Annotated in this window: 20 protein-coding genes; 7 read left to right on the top strand and 13 right to left on the bottom strand. The window is 72.5% G+C overall.

Translation table 11 applies throughout. The features are described from left to right. Positions 1-250: 250 nt before the first annotated feature. The 8 genes from ACZ5Y0_RS04465 to ACZ5Y0_RS04430 all read right to left on the bottom strand — a co-directional run bounded on the left by ACZ5Y0_RS04465 (position 251) and on the right by ACZ5Y0_RS04430 (position 7846). Positions 251-1429, bottom strand: coding sequence for a hypothetical protein (locus ACZ5Y0_RS04465; protein ID WP_469127112.1), 1179 nt, complete (start codon positions 1427-1429; stop codon positions 251-253). Next, positions 1429-2088, bottom strand: coding sequence for an RNA polymerase sigma factor (locus ACZ5Y0_RS04460; protein WP_469127111.1), 660 nt, complete (start codon positions 2086-2088; stop codon positions 1429-1431). The genes ACZ5Y0_RS04465 and ACZ5Y0_RS04460 overlap by 1 nt, the downstream gene beginning before the upstream one ends. A 377-nt stretch (positions 2089-2465) precedes the next feature. Next, on the bottom strand, positions 2466-3389 hold the full coding sequence (locus tag ACZ5Y0_RS04455) for a hypothetical protein (protein ID WP_469127110.1): 924 nt from the start codon (positions 3387-3389) through the stop codon (positions 2466-2468). Between the two features lie 87 nt (positions 3390-3476). Further along, positions 3477-4100 (bottom strand): RNA polymerase sigma factor, encoded by a 624-nt coding sequence (locus tag ACZ5Y0_RS04450; protein WP_469127109.1) that lies wholly within the window; start codon positions 4098-4100, stop codon positions 3477-3479. Positions 4101-4284: 184 nt separating this feature from the next. Further along, complete coding sequence (locus tag ACZ5Y0_RS04445; protein WP_469127108.1) at positions 4285-4707, bottom strand: hypothetical protein; 423 nt, start codon at positions 4705-4707, stop codon at positions 4285-4287. A gap of 255 nt (positions 4708-4962) precedes the next feature. Then, positions 4963-5298, bottom strand: coding sequence for a hypothetical protein (locus ACZ5Y0_RS04440; RefSeq protein WP_469127502.1), 336 nt, complete (start codon positions 5296-5298; stop codon positions 4963-4965). A gap of 265 nt (positions 5299-5563) precedes the next feature. Beyond that, positions 5564-6127, bottom strand: coding sequence for a hypothetical protein (locus ACZ5Y0_RS04435; RefSeq protein ID WP_469127107.1), 564 nt, complete (start codon positions 6125-6127; stop codon positions 5564-5566). Positions 6128-6259: 132 nt separating this feature from the next. Then, positions 6260-7846 (bottom strand): beta-N-acetylhexosaminidase, encoded by a 1587-nt coding sequence (locus ACZ5Y0_RS04430; protein ID WP_469127501.1) that lies wholly within the window; start codon positions 7844-7846, stop codon positions 6260-6262. Positions 7847-8099: 253 nt separating this feature from the next. Here ACZ5Y0_RS04430 and ACZ5Y0_RS04425 point away from each other — a divergent pair, with 253 nt between their 5' ends. The 5 genes from ACZ5Y0_RS04425 (at position 8100) to ACZ5Y0_RS04405 (ending at position 12298) form a co-directional block, all read left to right on the top strand. After that, positions 8100-8687, top strand: a complete 588-nt coding sequence (locus ACZ5Y0_RS04425; protein ID WP_469127500.1) for a 2-oxo-4-hydroxy-4-carboxy-5-ureidoimidazoline decarboxylase — start codon at positions 8100-8102, stop codon at positions 8685-8687. Positions 8688-8877: 190 nt separating this feature from the next. Next, positions 8878-9258, top strand: coding sequence for a succinate dehydrogenase, cytochrome b556 subunit (gene sdhC / locus ACZ5Y0_RS04420; protein ID WP_469127106.1), 381 nt, complete (start codon positions 8878-8880; stop codon positions 9256-9258). Between the two features lie 5 nt (positions 9259-9263). Beyond that, entirely contained in the window at positions 9264-9746 is a 483-nt protein-coding gene (locus ACZ5Y0_RS04415; RefSeq protein WP_469127105.1) for a succinate dehydrogenase hydrophobic membrane anchor subunit, read from the top strand. 24 nt (positions 9747-9770) lie between these two features. Continuing rightward, positions 9771-11525 carry a succinate dehydrogenase flavoprotein subunit gene (gene sdhA / locus ACZ5Y0_RS04410; RefSeq protein ID WP_469127104.1) on the top strand — a complete coding sequence of 585 codons (1755 nt, stop codon included), beginning with the start codon at positions 9771-9773 and terminating at the stop codon, positions 11523-11525. Then, positions 11525-12298 carry a succinate dehydrogenase iron-sulfur subunit gene (locus ACZ5Y0_RS04405; protein WP_469127103.1) on the top strand — a complete coding sequence of 258 codons (774 nt, stop codon included), beginning with the start codon at positions 11525-11527 and terminating at the stop codon, positions 12296-12298. The genes sdhA and ACZ5Y0_RS04405 overlap by 1 nt, the downstream gene beginning before the upstream one ends. A gap of 66 nt (positions 12299-12364) precedes the next feature. Here ACZ5Y0_RS04405 and ACZ5Y0_RS04400 read toward each other — a convergent pair whose 3' ends face one another. The 3 genes from ACZ5Y0_RS04400 to ACZ5Y0_RS04390 all read right to left on the bottom strand — a co-directional run bounded on the left by ACZ5Y0_RS04400 (position 12365) and on the right by ACZ5Y0_RS04390 (position 13852). Beyond that, a complete protein-coding gene (locus ACZ5Y0_RS04400; RefSeq protein ID WP_073495377.1) occupies positions 12365-12628 on the bottom strand; it encodes a TM2 domain-containing protein in 264 nt (87 codons plus the stop codon). Positions 12629-12972: 344 nt separating this feature from the next. Then, positions 12973-13383, bottom strand: coding sequence for a DUF2752 domain-containing protein (locus tag ACZ5Y0_RS04395; RefSeq protein ID WP_469127102.1), 411 nt, complete (start codon positions 13381-13383; stop codon positions 12973-12975). Further along, positions 13376-13852, bottom strand: coding sequence for a TM2 domain-containing protein (locus tag ACZ5Y0_RS04390; protein WP_469127101.1), 477 nt, complete (start codon positions 13850-13852; stop codon positions 13376-13378). Before ACZ5Y0_RS04390 ends, ACZ5Y0_RS04395 begins: the two co-directional genes overlap by 8 nt. A gap of 199 nt (positions 13853-14051) precedes the next feature. Between ACZ5Y0_RS04390 and ACZ5Y0_RS04385 the strand changes: the two genes are divergently transcribed. After that, positions 14052-14462 (top strand): VOC family protein, encoded by a 411-nt coding sequence (locus tag ACZ5Y0_RS04385; RefSeq protein WP_469127100.1) that lies wholly within the window; start codon positions 14052-14054, stop codon positions 14460-14462. 234 nt (positions 14463-14696) lie between these two features. After that, positions 14697-15473: a TetR/AcrR family transcriptional regulator gene (locus ACZ5Y0_RS04380; RefSeq protein ID WP_469127099.1), complete on the top strand. Its 777-nt coding sequence runs from the start codon at positions 14697-14699 to the stop codon at positions 15471-15473. 29 nt (positions 15474-15502) lie between these two features. Here ACZ5Y0_RS04380 and ACZ5Y0_RS04375 read toward each other — a convergent pair whose 3' ends face one another. Together ACZ5Y0_RS04375 and ACZ5Y0_RS04370 are read right to left on the bottom strand one after the other, a co-directional pair. Then, positions 15503-16789 carry a metallophosphoesterase gene (locus tag ACZ5Y0_RS04375; protein ID WP_469127098.1) on the bottom strand — a complete coding sequence of 429 codons (1287 nt, stop codon included), beginning with the start codon at positions 16787-16789 and terminating at the stop codon, positions 15503-15505. Positions 16790-16824: 35 nt separating this feature from the next. Next, positions 16825-17064, bottom strand: a complete 240-nt coding sequence (locus ACZ5Y0_RS04370; protein WP_469127097.1) for an SCO4848 family membrane protein — start codon at positions 17062-17064, stop codon at positions 16825-16827. Between the last annotated feature and the right edge of the window lie 35 nt (positions 17065-17099).

Genomic DNA, 17099 nt, shown 5'->3' with positions numbered 1-17099 from the left:
TGGGTGTTTGTTCCGGTGGGGGGGGGGGGGGGTGTGGGGTTTGTTTTTTTTTGGGGGGGGGGGGGGGGGGGGGGGGGGGGAACGGGCCCCCCCCCCCCCCCCCCCGCCAGGTGCACGAGCCGTGGGTACGGGGGGAACCCCGGCTCCGTGCGAGGGCCGATGACCAGTCGGCTCACTCCTTACTGCGCTGGAGCCGCCGAAAACGTCACACCCTGCGGCAGGAAATTTTCACGGCGCACGAAGTCGCAGGTCAGGAGCCACTGACGCGGTCGCCGCCACCGGACGGTTTTCCGGCCTCGGAGCCCTTGGCAGCCTTGGTGTCCTGCTTCCCCGTCTTTTTGCCGTTCTTCTTCCCGGTGTCCTTGCCGCCCTTGCCGCCCTGATCGCCCTTGTCGCTCTTCTCGCCGCCCCGGCCCTTGCCGTCCTGGCCGGTCGTGCCGCCGGTCTTCCCGCCCGCCTGGCCCCCACTGCGGCCGCCGTTCTGGCCGTTCTGGCCGCCGTCGTGCTCGTCGCCGTCGTCGTGCTCGCCCTTGCCGCCGCCCGGCCCGCCGGAGTTCTGGCCGCCCCGGTCGTCGAGGAGGTCCGCGCAGTACGCCGGTACGCGCGCGGAACCGCCCGCCGCGCGCTCCAGGGAGCCGCGGCGCTCGGCGTCCAACGTCCGGCCGGCGCCCTGCGCACGGCAGGACTCGGTCAGGGCGTCGGCGCGGGTGGCGGGGTCGCCGGGTCCGTCCGAGCCCGGATCCGGACTGCCCTCCGCCCCGCCGTCGGGGGTCGCGGAGCCGGTACCGCCGCCGGTGCCGGGCACGGGCGGGACGAACGGGCGGTTCGGTCCGGGCGTCGCGGTGGCCGACACGGAGGCCGCCGGGCCCGGTTCGGCGTCCTCGAACGGCGTGGGCAGGACCCCGGTGCCGGCCGCGACCGCCGCCCCGCCGACCATCCCGACGGTCAGCGCGGCGGCGAGTCCCAGCCGCGCGGGGCGGCTCCAGCGGGGGCGGCGGCTGTACGACGGGGTACGACCGCCGATGCGCACCACGTCGGCGTCCGCGGCGGGCGGGGCCTCTTCGGGGAAGGCCTGTCCGTGGGGCAGGACCTGCCCGTACGAGAAGGTCTGTCCGTGGGGGACGGCCGGCGTCGCGGCCGGCGCGCGGTCCGCCCGGACCTTGCGGAACGCGGCGAGAGCCGCCGCCTCGCCGGGGAGTTCCTCGTCCTCGGGGACGGGCGCGGCCGACATCGCGGCGAGCGCGCCCAGGGTCCTCGCGAGCCGGTCGGCCTCGTCGCGGTGGGCGGGTGCGACGGTGTTGTCCGCCGCCTCACCGGCCAGCAGGCGTTCCGCCGTCTCGCGGTTCAGCCAGCGGTGGGTGGATCGGCCCGCCGCGGGGCCGGCGGGAAGTTCCGCGTCCCCGGGGAAGACACAGCGATCGTCGGCCATCACATGTCCCTCTGCGTCGGCGCGCTCGCACGCGTCACACCGCCGGACGTCACCGTGCGCCCCCCCGGTCCTCGCTGCGCCGGCAGCGCGTCGAGCGCGCCCGCCGTCCCCGAGTCCTCGCCGAGCAGCTCGGCGAGCTTCTTCAACCCGCGGTGCGCGGCCGTGCGTACGGCGCCGGGCCGTTTGCCGAGCGTCTCGGCGGCCGTCTTGGCGTCGAGGCCCACCACCACCCGCAGGACGACCGCCTCGGCCTGGTCCCGCGGCAGGCGGGCGATGAGGTCGAGGGCGCGGCCGGTGGCGAGGGCCTCCATGGCCTCGCCCGCGGTGTCGGACTCCGCGGCCCGGCCGGTCAGTTCCGTCTCGTCGCCGGCGGCGACGGGGCGGCGTCCGCGCATCCGGATGTGGTCCAGCGCCCGGTTGCGGGCGATCCGTGCGGCCCAGCCGCGGAACCGGTCGGCGTCCCCGCTGAACCGCTCCAGGTCGCGCGCTATCTGTAGCCAGGACTCGGAGGCCACGTCCTCGGCGTCGTGGTCGCCGACCAGGGTGCGGACGTACCCGAGGAGCCGCGGGTGCACCGAGCGGTACACAGCACGGAAAGCGGTCTCGTCTCCGTTCTGTGCCGCAAGCACCGCGGCTGTCAGCTCCGCGTCGTCCCCCACGTCGTGGTTCCTCGTCGATGGTGCGGTTCGCCGACCGCAGACGGTCGGGGCCGCTCATGGTCGCGGCCGCAGTCGGTCACGCTGCTCCAGCCCTTCCGCCGTCCGGCGCGAAAGGCACGTTACGACCTCAAACCACCGGTCGTCCACGTCCGGACGAGCCGCAACCGACTCGTGACGCGGACGCGCCGGCCCGGGGTGTGACAGAAAACGCACTCATGGCGCTGTAGGAGATACGGGTCGCCGCGCGGCCCGTGCCGCGCGACGGCCGGGGCCTCTCCTGTGGGGGGTGGCGGCCCCGGCCGTTGCTTCGGCGGCGCCGCCGAAGCAACGGCCGCCAGGCTCTCCACGGCAACCGTCGGAGGGTCGGCCTGAACCGGTTACCGGTCCCCGCCCTCGGCCTTCGACGTCTTCTCGGGCTGCGGTCGACCGTTCCCGGTGCTTCCGGTGCTTCCGGTGCTTCCGGTGTCCCCCGAGGTCCCCGTGCGTCCGACGTGACCGCCGCCTGCCGCCCCTCCGGTGCTCTTTCCGGCGCTCCCTGTGGTTCCGGGGTTTCCGGCGTTCCCCGCGCCTCCGGGGTTCCCGCTGTTTCCGGCATTGCCCTTGTTCGCGGGGTCACCGACGTTCGCGGTGGCAGGGTCGGCGCTGCCGTCCTCGCCGTTGCTCTCGGGTGTCGTCGTGGCCGGCGCGGTCCGGGACGCGCAGTAGGCGGTGACGTTCTCCTCGCCGCCCGCGGCGGCGACCAGGCGCTGCCACGCCGTGGTCTCCATCGCCCTGCCCCGGCCCGTGACCTCGTCGTAGGCGCGGCACCGGGCCTCGGTGTCCTGTGCGGCCGAGGGCCGGTCCCGGTCCGCGGAGATGCCGGAGGGCGGGGTGCGAACGGGTTCGGCGCGCCGGCTGTCGGGCGCGCTCGCGGACGACGACGCGCTGCGACCGCCGTCCGAGGTGTCCGCCGGGGAACCGACCGAGCCGATCGCGGTGACCGCGGCTACCGCGACGCCGCCGAGCGTGAGGCTCGCGAGGAGCGCGGACAGCGTGGCCTTCAGCGAGCGGACGGTGTGCCGCCGCCCACGGGGTTGCCAGTCGTCGCGCCGCCGGGTACGGGCCCGGTGCGCACCGGCGTCCCGCGCGGCCCGGAAGGCGTCGACGGCCTGCCCTTCGCGGTCGGGTCCGCCGGCCGTGTTCCGCAGGGCGCGCGCGAGCAGCGCTTCCACCCGCGGGTGAGCGTCCGTGTCCGGGGCGGAGCGGGCGGGGTGTGCGTGTCGGCGGTGGACGTCCTCGCCGCCGCTCATCCGTTCACCCATGTCCGATTCCGCCTGTCGTGCTTGTTCGACCTCTGCCTCCGGGTACGGCCGCCGCCCCAGATCCGTACGGGCCGTGACCGTCACCGTTCATCCCGACTCCCCCAGCGTCCGGGGGCCGTCATCCGTCACACCTTCGCCGCCGCCGCCGAGCTGGCCCGCGAGCCGCTTCAGCCCCCGGTGGGCGGCCGTGCGGACCGCGCCGGGGCGCTTGCCGAGGACGCGGGCCGCGGCGGGGCCGTCCAGACCGACCACGACCCGCAGCAGTACGGCCTCGGCCTGGTCGGGCGGCAACCCGCGCACCAGCTCCAGGGCCCGCTCGGTGGACAGGGACTCCACGACCTGCTCGTGGGTGTCGTGCGGACCGGGCAGGTCGAGCACGTCCTGTTCGAGCGCCGCCGACCGGGGCCGCACGCGCAGCCTGCGCAGATGGTCCAGGGCCCGGTGCCGGGCGATGGTCGCCGTCCAGCCCCGGAATCCCGCGCCGTCGCCCTTGAACCGCCCGAGGTCGCGGGCGATCTCCAGCCATGCGTCGGAGGCGACGTCCTCGGCGTCGTCGCCGACGATGCCGCGCAGATAGCCGAGCAACCCCGGTTGCACGATCCGGTACGCGACCGCGAACGCGGACTCGTCGCCGTCCTGGGCCCGCTCTACCGCCGCGCCCAGTTCCCCGTCGTACGCCTGCGCGCGCCGGGGTTCCCCTCCCTGGCCCAAGACTGTCCTCGTTCGTGCGGAGTTCGTGGCGGGTGCGTGACGAACGCGCCGTCATACGTCCCGGCCGCGTCCTCGCCCCCACGGTCATCAGCGTCAGGCCTTACAGAAGTGTCACAGGACACCGTCGGCAGCGGCTCGGCCCACCCCCGTGGGACCGTGCCGACGCCGACGGCGTGTCCCCGCGTCAGGCCGCTGCCTCCCCGGCCGACGCACCCCTGGCCGGGGTCCGTCGGGCCCTGCCGTGCAGGGTCAGGTAGAAGATGTGCAGGGACTCGTCGGTGCCGCTCGCCTCGAAGCGGTTGACGACCTTGCCGAGGGGGTTCCAGACCCGTCCGTCCGGCATGCGCACCCCGACGGGCTGGCCGAACCAGGCCCGCTGCCGGTCGTCGAGGTCGACCCACACCGCGCCGGCCCGGCGGACCAGCACCTCCCCGACGTAAGCCCCGAGTTCGACCAGCGTGTCGTGCGCCCGCGCCCGGTCCGCGCCACCCTTGCGCACCCCGTCGACCAGGAAGTCGACAACGCGCAGGCTGGCGACGGAGTAGTCCAGCGGCAGCCGGCCGCGTGCGCCGACGCGCGCGACGAAGGCGGCCGCGCGCGCTCTCATCCCACCCGCGTCATCCATTGGGTCCGTCCCCTCCCCTCGGCCGGGGAGGCCGTCGAGCCAGGTCCCCCCGCCTGCTCCAGCGGATCGGGCCGCGGAGGCGTCACGGGTGCCCGTTGTGTCACTGGTCACAACGATCGAGCCGAAGGCAGCCCCTGCCGGCCGCGTGGGCGATCCCGTCACCCGGCGCCGGCACGAGCAGGACTTCGGCGCGGGGAACCGCGCCGAGCCCCTCGCGGTCTCCGTGTCGGGGCGGGGCTAGCCGGTCGCGTCCCGGCACAGCAGGCGCAGGGAACCATGACCGCCGAAGCAGCGGCGGGCCTCGTCGACCGGGTCCCACAACCGGCCGTCGGGGGTACGGACCCAGTGGTCGCCGCCCACCGCCCACCACTCGCCGCCGGTCCGGCGGACGATCACCTCACCGGCGTACGCCCCGAGTCCGCGCAGCACACTCTCCACAGCGCCGTACGGCGTGTCCTCGCGCCGCAACTCGTCGATCACCCGGTCGACGCGCCACAGGCTCTGCGCCGAGTAGTCGAGGTGCAGCCGTGCGCCCTCGCGCAGCGCCGTCACGGCGTCCGCCGCCCACCGCACCGGCTTCGCGGCGGCGGTGGGCCTGCCGCCCGGCTGGGTCCGCTCCGGCGCCGGAACTCCCGGCGCGGCGCCCGTCGCGCCCTGAGTCACATTCCACGTCACATACCGAACAGCGGGGTCCGCCCGCTTTCCGTCACGCCGTGAGGGGCCGTTCCCAGGACCGGCGCAGGACCGCCCCACCGTCCCCGCACCACGGACACGGACAGGAACACCCGTGCCGACGGCGCGCCGAGGCGCCGCGCGCCCGTGGATCCGCTGTTTCCGGTCACCCCCGCCCGCGCGCCCTGCGCGATACCACCGCCCGCAGCACCCGGCGGCCCTCGACGGACACCTCCAGGGCCCGGCGCAGCCCGCCCGCGCCGTGCCCGGCGAGCACCTCCAGGACGGTGACCTGGCGGCGCAGTTCCGCACCGGCCAGCGGCGGCATGTCCTGCGTACGGCCGGCGCGGCGGGAGTCGAGGGAGGAGGGGTCGTCGGCCGGGTCGAGGAGCCGGTGGATCCGGAGCGCGGCGACCGAGCAGGCGTCCGCCCAGACCCGCAGCTCCGCCGCGGTGCGTTCGGCGGGGGCCGCCGCCAGCATCCGCCGGGCGAGCAGGACGGCCTCGTCGTCACCCCCGGCCTCGGCGCCGCCGGCGCCCAGCTTGCCGCGGATCTGTTCCAGGAGTCCGCCCCAGTCGGCCGCGTCAGAGGCATCCGTGAGGTTCCCCCACAGCGGGCGCAGGATCTCGTCGTCGCCCCCGAGGAGAGGCACGCACCGATCCAAACAAGCCAGTCCGCTCGCGGCCAGTCCGCGCTCGTCTGCCCGGGCGATGAGGTCCACCAGACTCATTCACGCCTCCCTGTCCAGGGCACCACCCTTACGGAGCCCGCACTTCCCCTTACTGCGTGCGACAGCCGAGGAGTGTCACAGGGGGCGGGAGGAGACCTTTTCGGCCAAGTGGAGAGGCACTGCGACGAGCGCTCACCCCAGCCGGCCCGCCAGCGCCTTGAACTGGGCCCAGGACAGCTCCGGCGTGCCGGGGTCCCACAGCTTCTGCACGGTCGCCCGCAGCGGCATCCGGATGCCGGCCGCGACCTGGTCCTGGGTCTGCGAGTTCGCCAGGTCGCACCAGACGGCGAAGGTTGCGCCGAGGATCCGGCCGTCGTAGCGCGCGGGCACCGGCGTCGTGCCGCGCAGTACGCGCGGGGTCCACTGCTCGTAGATCCGCTGCCCGGTCGGGTAGACGAAGGTCTGCGGCTGACCGAGGACGTAGTACAGGTACTCGTCGTTGTAGTTGACGACCCCGCGGCCCGCGCTCAGGTAGTCGACGGGCGGGCGCGCGCCGATCTCCTTGCCGGTCCAGTAGGCGACCTGGAGGGCGGCGTCGGCCTTCACGGACGTGCCCTTGAAGAAGCCGTCGTTCCAGGCCCGCACGGTGCGGTCGTGGGTGCGGACCGTGTCGGCGCGGTCGTCGAGCCAGCCGGTGGCGAGATCGGCGACGGTCGCGCCCGAGCCGTACCGCTCCCGCGCGGCGGCGGCGAGCTGCGGGTAGGAGGCCTCGGGGTTCGAGACGGTGAGGGCCTGGTACTCGTCGCCGCCCAGGTGCCACTGCCCGCCGGGGAACAGCTCGGCGTACTCGTCGAGCAGATCGTCGAGGAGGGCGGCGGAGGCGTCCTTGGAGATGTCGATCGCCCCCCGCGTGGCGACACCGCGCGCGTCGCGCAGTTGCAGTTCGGGGTGGGCGGCGAGGACAGCACCCAGGTGTCCGGGCGAGTCGATCTCGGGCACCACGGTGATGTGCCGACTCTCCGCCAGGTCGACGATCTTCCTGACCTGGGCCTTGGTCAGGTGCTGCGGGGAGACTATCTCGGGGTGGGTGTCGGACTCGATCCGGAAGGCCTGGTCGTCGGAGAAGTGCAGCCCGATCTCGTTGAACTTCAGGTCCCCCAGCTCCCGCACCCGGTCCTCGATCCACCCGGCCGTGAAGTTCTTGCGCGCGATGTCCAGCATGAACCCGCGGCGCGGCTTGGCCGGCTCGTCGCGCACGACGCCCTCCGGGGCCGTGCCGCCGCCGTGCACCTCCTGCTTCAGGGTGCGGGTGCCGTAGAACACGCCCGCGTCGGACGGCCCGCTGACGGTCACCCGCCCGCCGCGCACGGTCATGGTGTACGACTCCGGGTCCGCGCCCTCGTCGTCGTTGAGCGCCAGCCGCAGGTCCCCGGCGCGTACGTCGTCCCGCTCGCCCGCGTACGTCATCCCCAGCTCGCCGGCGACCAGCCGGCCCTCGTCGGCCAGGTCCCCGTCGCTCACCACGACCCGCTGTTCGGGGGCCGGCCGCCAGCCCGGCCCGCGCGCGGGGGTGTGCGCACGGACGGCGGGGATCGTCCGGGGGGCCTTGGAGAGGGCGTACGACCGGCTGGGGGTCGGGCTCGCGCTCGACGCCGACGGGGCCGGATCACCGCTCACACCGCCGGCCCGGTCCGCCGCCGACCCCGCGGGCGCCCCGCCGTCCCCGGAGGCCCAGACGCCCACGCCCGCCCCGAGCACGACGACCAGCCCGCCCGCCAGCAGGGCCCGCCGTACGGCCTTCTCCTGCGGCCTCTTCTCCGGCGCCACGCGCCGATGCCTGTGCCTGCTCACCCCGTCAACTTACGACCCCCGGCCGGCCGGGGCGCGCCGGAGGAGTCCACCGCCCGTCCCGAAACTCTCCCGTGCGGGTGAAATTCGGGCATCCGTCGGACACGTCATGCCCACTCTCGATAACGTGAGGTCACACTCATCCCCGCATCCCCTGCCACACCACACGTGACGAGGATCCACGCTGCCCGCGCACCGTCTCTCCGGCCTTCCGGGCCGGATCGCCATACCGACCCTCCCGGAACAGACACGGACCCCTCCGCCGGCCCCCGCCGCGCTGGACGGGTTCAACGGCGCGCCCGCCGCCGAGGCCCAGCGCGTCCTCCTCACCTGCCTCCACAGCCTGCGCTGGGCCCACCGCGTCACCGCCCACCGCCCGTACCCCACCCTGGACGCCCTCCTGGCGGCGTCGGACGAGGCGGCGTACGACCTGACGGCGGGGGACCTGACGGAAGCGCTGGCGGCGGAGTCCCTGCCCTCCCTGCCGGAGGACGCGTACGGCGCGGCGCACATGGCGCTCGGCGCGGCACACGCGGCCTACGAGGCCCGCTTCGGACACAGGTTCGTCCTCTGCCTGGACGGCATCCCGCCGATGGAGACCCAGGACTACGTTCTGGAAGCCATCCGGTCACGATTGACGAACGATCCGGAGAAGGAGCGGGAGGTGGCCGCGGAGGAGCTGCGACGCCTGGCGAGGCAGCGTCTGCCGGAGCGACTGAGCGGCGCGAGGAGCCGCGCGACCAGCCACAATGCCGCGGCACCCGGCAGATAACGGCACACCCCACCCCATTTGCCCCACCCGCTCACTCCTTCGCGTGCCACATTGATCACACCGGTAGGCCCCCTGTAAGCCGAGCGCCCGCGCGTGGCTACGATGCTGGGGGCCGGTGGACCGTACCCGGCCGGGCCCGTCCGACACCGAAGCCGGCAGGCCCCAATCCCCGCTCCCGGAGGGTTCTTCCGTGCCGGCTGGAACGCTGTACCGCGGCCGGGAAGGAATGTGGTCCTGGGTGGCTCATCGAGTCACCGGCGTCCTCATCTTCTTCTTCCTGTTCGTACACGTGCTGGACACCGCACTCGTGCGTGTCTCCCCCGAGGACTACGACAAGGTCGTAGCCACGTACAAGACCCCCATCGTCGCCGTGCTGGAGTACGGCCTGGTGGCCGCCATCCTCTTCCACGCGCTGAACGGCCTGCGTGTCATCGCCGTCGACTTCTGGTCGAAGGGCCCGCGCTACCAGAAGCAGATGTTCTGGACCGTCATGGGCATCTGGGTCGTGCTGATGCTCGGGGCGATCTACCCCGTCCTCGGCCACGCCGCTCGTGAATTCTTCGGGAGCTGAGACAGATGGCCACCAGTGAAACCACCGCGTCCGGGATCGGCCCCGTCGAGGGCGCGTCCCAGTACAACGTCGACAATCCGGCGCCCCTGATCGAGGCACCGCGCCAGCGGACCAAGAAGTCCCCGAAGTCGACCCGGGGCAACTTCGAGATGGCCGCCTGGCTGTTCATGCGCCTCTCCGGCGTGGTGCTGGTCGTCCTCGTCCTCGGTCACCTGCTGATCCAGTTGGTGCTGGACGGCGGCGTGTCCAAGATCGGCTTCGCCTTCGTGGCCGGCCGCTGGGCCTCGCCGTTCTGGCAGGCCTGGGACCTGCTGATGCTGTGGCTGGCGATGCTGCACGGCGCCAACGGCCTGCGCACGGTCATCAACGACTACGCGGAGCGCGCGAACACCCGGCTGTGGCTGAAGGGCCTGCTCTACACCGCCACGGTGTTCACCATCCTGCTGGGCACGCTGGTGATCTTCACCTTCGACCCGAACATCCGCTAGGCACGGGGCTGAGGTAATCCACTCATGAAGATCCACAAGTACGACACCGTCATCGTCGGCGCCGGCGGCGCCGGTATGCGCGCGGCCATCGAGTCGACGAAGCGCAGCCGGACCGCGGTCCTGACGAAGCTCTACCCCACCCGCTCCCACACGGGCGCGGCGCAGGGCGGCATGGCCGCCGCGCTGGCCAACGTGGAGGAGGACAACTGGGAGTGGCACACCTTCGACACGATCAAGGGCGGTGACTACCTGGTCGACCAGGACGCCGCCGAGATCCTGGCGAAGGAGGCCATCGACTCGGTCCTCGACCTGGAGAAGATGGGCCTGCCGTTCAACCGCACCCCGAACGGCACGATCGACCAGCGCCGCTTCGGCGGTCACAGCCGCAACCACGGCGAGGCCCCGGTCCGCCGGTCCTGCTACGCGGCCGACCGCACCGGCCACATGATCCTTCAGACGCTGTACCAGAACTGCGTGAAGGAGGGCGTGGAGTTCTTCAACGAGTTCTACGTCCTGGACCAGCTGATCACCGAGGTCGACGGCGTCAAGAAGTCGGCCGGCGTCGTGGCGTACGAGCTGGCCACCGGCGAGATCCACGTCTTCCAGGCGAAGGCCGTGATCTACGCCTCGGGCGGCACCGGCAAGTTCTTCAAGGTGACCTCGAACGCGCACACGCTGACGGGTGACGGGCAGGCGGCGGTCTACCGTCGCGGCATCCCGCTGGAGGACATGGAGTTCTTCCAGTTCCACCCGACCGGCATCTGGCGCATGGGCATCCTGCTGACGGAGGGCGCCCGCGGTGAGGGCGGCATCCTCCGCAACAAGGACGGCGAGCGCTTCATGGAGAAGTACGCACCCGTCATGAAGGACCTGGCGTCGCGTGACGTCGTGTCCCGGTCCATCTACACCGAGATCCGTGAGGGCCGCGGCTGCGGCCCCGAGGGCGACCACGTCTACCTCGACCTCACGCACCTGCCGCCGGAGCAGCTGGACGCCAAGCTGCCGGACATCACCGAGTTCGCGCGGACCTACCTCGGTATCGAGCCGTACACGGACCCGATCCCGATCCAGCCCACCGCGCACTACGCGATGGGCGGCATCCCGACGAACGTCGAGGGTGAGGTGCTCGCCGACAACACCACGGTGGTGCCCGGTCTGTACGCCGCCGGTGAGGTCGCGTGCGTGTCCGTGCACGGCGCCAACCGGCTGGGCACGAACTCGCTGCTGGACATCAACGTGTTCGGCAAGCGCGCGGGCATCGCCGCCGCCGAGTACTCGCAGAAGGCCGACTACGTCGAGCTGCCGGAGAACCCCGCCTCCCTCGTCGTCGAGCAGATCGAGCGGCTGCGCACCTCGACGGGCACCGAGCGGGTGTCGACGATCCGTCGCGAGTTGCAGGAGACCATGGACGCCAACGTCATGGTGTTCCGCACCGAGCAGACGATCAAGACGGCGGTCGAGAAGATCGCCGAGCTGCGCGAGCGCTACCTGAACGTCTCGATCCAGGACAAGGGCAAGCGGTTCAACACCGACCTGCTGGAGGCCGTCGAGCTGGGCAACCTGCTCGACCTGGCCGAGGTCATGGCCGTGTCGGCCCTCGCCCGCAAGGAGTCCCGCGGCGGTCACTACCGCGAGGACTACCCCAACCGCGACGACGTCAACTTCATGCGCCACACCATGGCGTACCGCGAGGTGGGCGACGACGGCACCGAGTCCATCCGTCTCGACTACAAGCCGGTCGTCCAGACCCGCTACCAGCCGATGGAGCGTAAGTACTGATGGCTACCCCTGTTCTGGACAAGGCTGACTCGGCCCCCGAGCCCGGTTTCGCCGATTCCCCCTACATCACCGTCACCTTCCGGATCCGCCGGTTCAACCCTGAGGTCTCGGCCGAGGCGGTCTGGGAGGACTTCCCGGTGGAGATCGACCCCAAGGAGCGTGTCCTCGACGCTCTCCACAAGATCAAGTGGGAGCTGGACGGCAGCCTGACCTTCCGCCGCTCCTGCGCCCACGGCATCTGCGGCTCCGACGCGATGCGGATCAACGGCAAGAACCGTCTCGCCTGCAAGACGCTGATCAAGGACATCAGCCCCGAGAAGCCGATCACGGTCGAGCCCATAAAGGGCCTCACGGTCCTGAAGGACCTCGTGGTCGACATGGAGCCGTTCTTCCAGGCGTACCGCGACGTCATGCCCTTCCTCGTCACGAAGGACACCAACGAGCCGACGCGTGAGCGGCTCCAGACGGCCGAGGACCGCGAGCGCTTCGACGACACCACGAAGTGCATCCTGTGCGCCGCGTGCACGTCCTCGTGCCCGGTCTTCTGGAACGACGGGCAGTACTTCGGACCGGCGGCCATCGTCAACGCGCACCGGTTCATCTTCGACTCGCGCGACGAGGCCGGCGAGCAGCGTCTGGAGATCCTGAACGACCGTGACGGCGTGTGGCGTTGCCGTACGACGTTCAACTGCACGGACGCGTGCCCGCGTGGCATCGAGATCACCAAGGCGATCCAGGAAGTGAAGCGGGCGCTGATCACCCGCCGCTACTGATCCCTGCGCGACGCCGAGGGCCCCGCTCCATGTCGGAGCGGGGCCCTCGGCGTTGCGCCGACGAGATCAGCCGCGCAGGACGCGGCCCTGGGCGTCGGTGCGGTCGTTGCTCGTCAGGAACAGGATGCCGTCGATGAGCGCCCAGATGCCGAGGCCACCACAGGTGAGGAGCTGGGCGACGCCCACGCCGACGGAGCCCACGTAGAAGCGGCCGATGCCGAGGGTGCCCAGGAAGAGCTGGAGGATGCCCGCGACGATCTTCGACTTGTCGGAGTACGGGCGGCCCATCGGGTCGACGCCGTAGGGGGCCTCGGGAGTGGGGACGGTCATGAGAACTGCTCCTGGTTTGCTTCGTGTTCAGGCCTTCCCGAAGCTGGTTGCTCCGGAACGGGTACTCCAGGAGGGATGCGAGTTCCACCTACGCCGACCGTGCGTCGACCACGTCCGCGCAGACGCCTTTCGGCGGTGCGGACGTCCCCCCTGTGAGCCGTGAGCCTAGATAAGACGAAGGTAAGAATGGGAGTGGGGACGAACGATCGTTCCTGTTCCGTGATCAAGTCCGGCCGATTGCCGGGTACCCGACGGGGTTCGCGGACCGGCGTCACGGGGGCACGCGTGGGCTCCGGCGGGACGCTCGGGAGGACGTCGCTCCGCAAGTGGCCCTGAAGGCAGCGCTAGAGGACGTTGCGCACGACGGTCCACGTCACGGCGAGCCCCAGGATCGCGGCCTGGGCGCGCTTGCCGAGCGTGGGCCGCCAGCGGCGACCGCGCAGACCCTCCCACATCCAGCGGCCCAACAGCGCGAGGGCGAGGGGCGAGGCGAGGAGCAGGGCCCGGTTGTCCAGCCAGGCGGCGCCGAGGTGACCGTGCATCAGGTCGTACGTCATGCGCGTGCCGCCGCACGCGGGGCACAGGAGGCCGGTGACGAGGCGGAACGGGCACCGGGGCAGCAGATGGCCCCCCTCGTGCGGATCGGTGACGTACAGGTAGGCCGAGCCGGCCGTACCGGCGGCGAGCACCGCGAGGGGTGCCGCCGCCGGGTGTCGCAGGAGGGAGCCGGGCTCCCCGCCCACTACGTCAGCCACGCAGGATCCGGCCCTGGGCGTCGGTCTTGTCGTTGCTGGTGAGCAGGATGATGCCGTCGATCAGCGCCCAGATGCCGAGGCCGCCGCAGGTGAACAGCTGGGCGAGGCCCATGCCGACGTGGCCGATGTAGAAACGGCCGACGCCGAAGGTGCCGAGGAACAGCTGGAGGATGCCCGCGATGATCTTCGACTTGTCGGAGAGGGGTCGGCCGTAGGGGTCGTAGCCGTAGGGGGCGTTGGGGTCGCCGGTGTAGGCGCCGGGCGGGACGGCACCGGGGGGCGGGTAGCCGCCCTGCTGGTAGCCCTGCTGCTGGTAGCCGGCCTGCGGGTAGCCCTGCTGCGGGGCGCCGTAGGGACCGGGCTGGCCGGGCTGACCGCCGGGGTAGGGCTGCTGGCCGGCGTTGGGGTAGCCGTAGCCGGGCTGGGGCGGCTGCTGCGGCTGCTGCGGCTGCTGCGGCTGTTCGGACAAGGTGACCCCCGAGGTGGTTCGGATGAGCGGACGAAGTGAGTTGACGTCATCTTGCACGAAGGTTCCGCCGCCGGTGAAGCCAGGTCCACGCAAGGGCGGGGCGAGGACGCGGCGAGGCCCCGCCGCTCCGGACCGTCCCGCCCGGGCGCGGCCGTCGACAATCACCTGATTCGTTCCGTCATCCACCTATTCTGACGGTATGTCAGACGACGAGTCCTACGAACTGCTCGGGTTCGACAACGTCCTGCTGCCCGTCGGCGACCTCGGTGAGGCCGTGAGGTTCTACGAGCGGGCCGGGTTCGCCGTGGCGTTCCGGTTCGACGAGGCCGGGATCGCGTTGCTGAAGGTCGGGGGCGAGACGCCCGGCATCCTGCTGCGCGCGGAGGAGGCGCTCGGGCACCGGCCGCCGCCATGGCCCTCCCCGCGTGTCTGGCTGGAGGTGCCGGACGCGCGCGTGGCGGCCCGCGCGCTGGCGGACGCGGGGATCGGCACCCTGGACGAGCCGTTCCCCGCGGCCACCGGCTGGACGGTCGAGGTCGCCGACCCCTGGGGGAACGTCCTGGGCTTCACGGACTACTCCAAGCGGCCGGAGCTGGGCCGGAGGATGTGACGCCGGCCGGGGGGGGAGAGCGGGTGCCGCCCGGCGCGCCGCGGGCACGGGACGCCCCCACGGCCGCAGCCTGACCCCCGCGACCGCCCGGCAGGCCACCGGGGCCGCCGCCCACCGGTACACCGCGCGCGTCCCGGTACGCCGGCTCCCCGTCCCGCACGCCACGGGCTGCTCCCGGCGCCGTCCCCGCGCCTGTGGCGACGGCTCCTGCCCCACTGGTTAGGCTCTCTTCCCGTGCCCGCGAACAACGACGGCCCCGCCGAGGCCGCTCCCCCGACCCGGTCCTCCGAAGCCGCCCATCCGACGAAGTCGGAGCAGACCCGCGCGCTGATCCTGGAGACGGCGATGCGGCTGTTCCAGGAGCGCGGCTACGACAGGACGACGATGCGGGCCATCGCCGCGGAGGCCGGGGTCTCCGTCGGCAACGCGTACTACTACTTCGCCGGCAAAGAGCATCTGATCCAGGGCTTCTACGACCGGCTCGCCGCCGAACACCGGGCGGCCATCGGGGAGCTGCTGGAGCGGGAGACGGACCTGGAGGCCCGTCTGGCGGGAGTGCTGCGGATCTGGCTGGACGTGGCCACGCCGTACCACGAGTTCGCGGTGCAGTTCTTCAAGAACGCCGCCGACCCGGACAGCCCGCTGAGCCCCTTCTCCCCGGAGTCGGAGCACGCGCGCGAGGAGGCCATCGACGTCCACAAGGAGGTGCTGGCCGGGTCGAAGGCGAAGGTGCCGGAGGAACTGCGGGAGGTGCTGCCCCAGTTGATGTGGCTCTCCCAGATGGGTCTCGTCCTGTACTGGATCTTCGACCGCACGGAGGGCCGCGAGCGCAGCTACCGGCTCGCGGAGCGGGGCGCGCGCCTCACCGCGCGTGGTGTGTCGCTGGCCCGCTTCCGGGTGCTGCGGCCGCTCGTCCACGAGGTGCACGAGCTGTTCACGGACTTCCTGCCCGGCATGACGAGGGCCCTCCCGGATCCGGCCAGGAAACAGCCGCCGGGCCGCCCCGCGTAGCCCGGCGCGTCCCTCTTCCCCGACGGTTCTCAGGCCCGCTTCGACGCCAGTTCGATGACCGTGATGTCCGAGGGGGCGCCCACGCGGGTGGGCGGGCCCCAGGCGCCGGCGCCGCGCGAGACGTAGAGCTGGGTGTCGCCGTAGCGCTCCAGGCCCGCGACGGTCGGGTTCGCGGCGGCGGCGACGAGGTTGCCGGGCCAGAGCTGGCCGCCGTGGGTGTGGCCGGAGAGCTGGAGGTCGACGCCGTGCTCGACGGCGTCGTCGATCTGCACCGGCTGGTGGGCGAGGAGCACGCACGCGCGTGCCGGGTCCCGGCCGCCCAGCGCCTTCGTGAAGTCGGGGCCCCGGCCCTCGCTCTCGCCCGCGATGTCGTTGACACCGGCCAGGTCGAACCACGGCAGTTCGGTCCGCGCGTTCTCCAGGGGGAGCAGGCCGAGCCGCCGTACCTCCCGCACCCACTGCTCGGCCCCGGAGAAGTACTCGTGGTTGCCGGTGACGAAGAAGCTGCCGTGCCGGGCCTTCAGCTGGGCGAGGGGGGCGGCCGCCGGCCCGAGGTCCTTCACGCTGCCGTCGACCAGGTCGCCGACGACCGCGATCAGGTCGGGCTGTGTGCCGTTGACGGTGTCGACGACCTTCTGCGCGAAACCGCGGCCGAGGACCGGGCCCAGGTGGATGTCGCTGACGACGGCGATCCGGTACCCGTGTGCCGCGCGCGGCAGCCTGGCCAGCGGGACCGTCACCCGTTTCACGGCGGGGCCGCGCAGGACGCCGTAGGTGCCGTAGCCGACCGTCCCGGCGGCGGCCACGGCCGCGGCGCCGCCGATGACCCGTGACACGAACAGGCGGCGGGAGGGGGCGGCGAGGAGCGGGGAGCCGGTGTCCCGCGGGGCCTCGGGCGGCGTGGGCTGCGCGCCCGGCCGAGGGGACGCCGGCACGGACTCCGTCTCCTCGTGCCGTGCCTCCGCCGGCCGCGTCACCGGCACCTCGGCGGGCGTCCGGCGCTCCAGAGCACGCCGCAGCAGCGGCCGTACGACCTCGCCCGCCAGGACCGCCAGCAGCAGGTAGACCGACAGCGCCAGCCACAGGAAGCCCGGCCAGGACAGCACGCGCTGGAGCCAGAAGGGGGCGCCGGTGCGTTCGGCGACCAGGGCACCGACGGCGAGGGCCCAGCCGCCCGCGACCAGCGCCGCGCCGCCGCGCCGGACCCAGCCGGAGGAGCGGGTCGTGTCGCGGAACAGGCGGCGCCACAGGTACCAGTTGGCCCCGATCAGAACGGCCAGGACCGCAAGGGCGAGCAGCACGAGAAGGATGGCCACGGTCGTCGTATCCCCGCTGTGGGCTTGGCGTCGGGCTATGAGTTTCGGCGCAGGGCACGCAGTCCGCGCAACCCGATGCCCCCGACGACCGTCCCCAGTACGAAGGAGACGACGGCGAGCGTCAGATGGACCCAGAAGTAGGCCGTGGGGTCGCCGTCGTCGAACGCGAGACCGCTGCCGTCCTTGATCAGGTTTTTGACGAAAGTGACCCAGATGACCCAGCTCCACACCCCGAAGGCGAGAAGGAACCAGGACACCCGGCGGCTGAGCTTCATACGTTCAGTATCGCCGCCCGGTGTCCGGTTCCATG

The organism is Streptomyces sp. NPDC033216, assembly GCF_055577115.1.
Note: the sequence above shows the minus strand (reverse complement) of the source record. Positions and strands in the feature narration are given on the sequence as shown.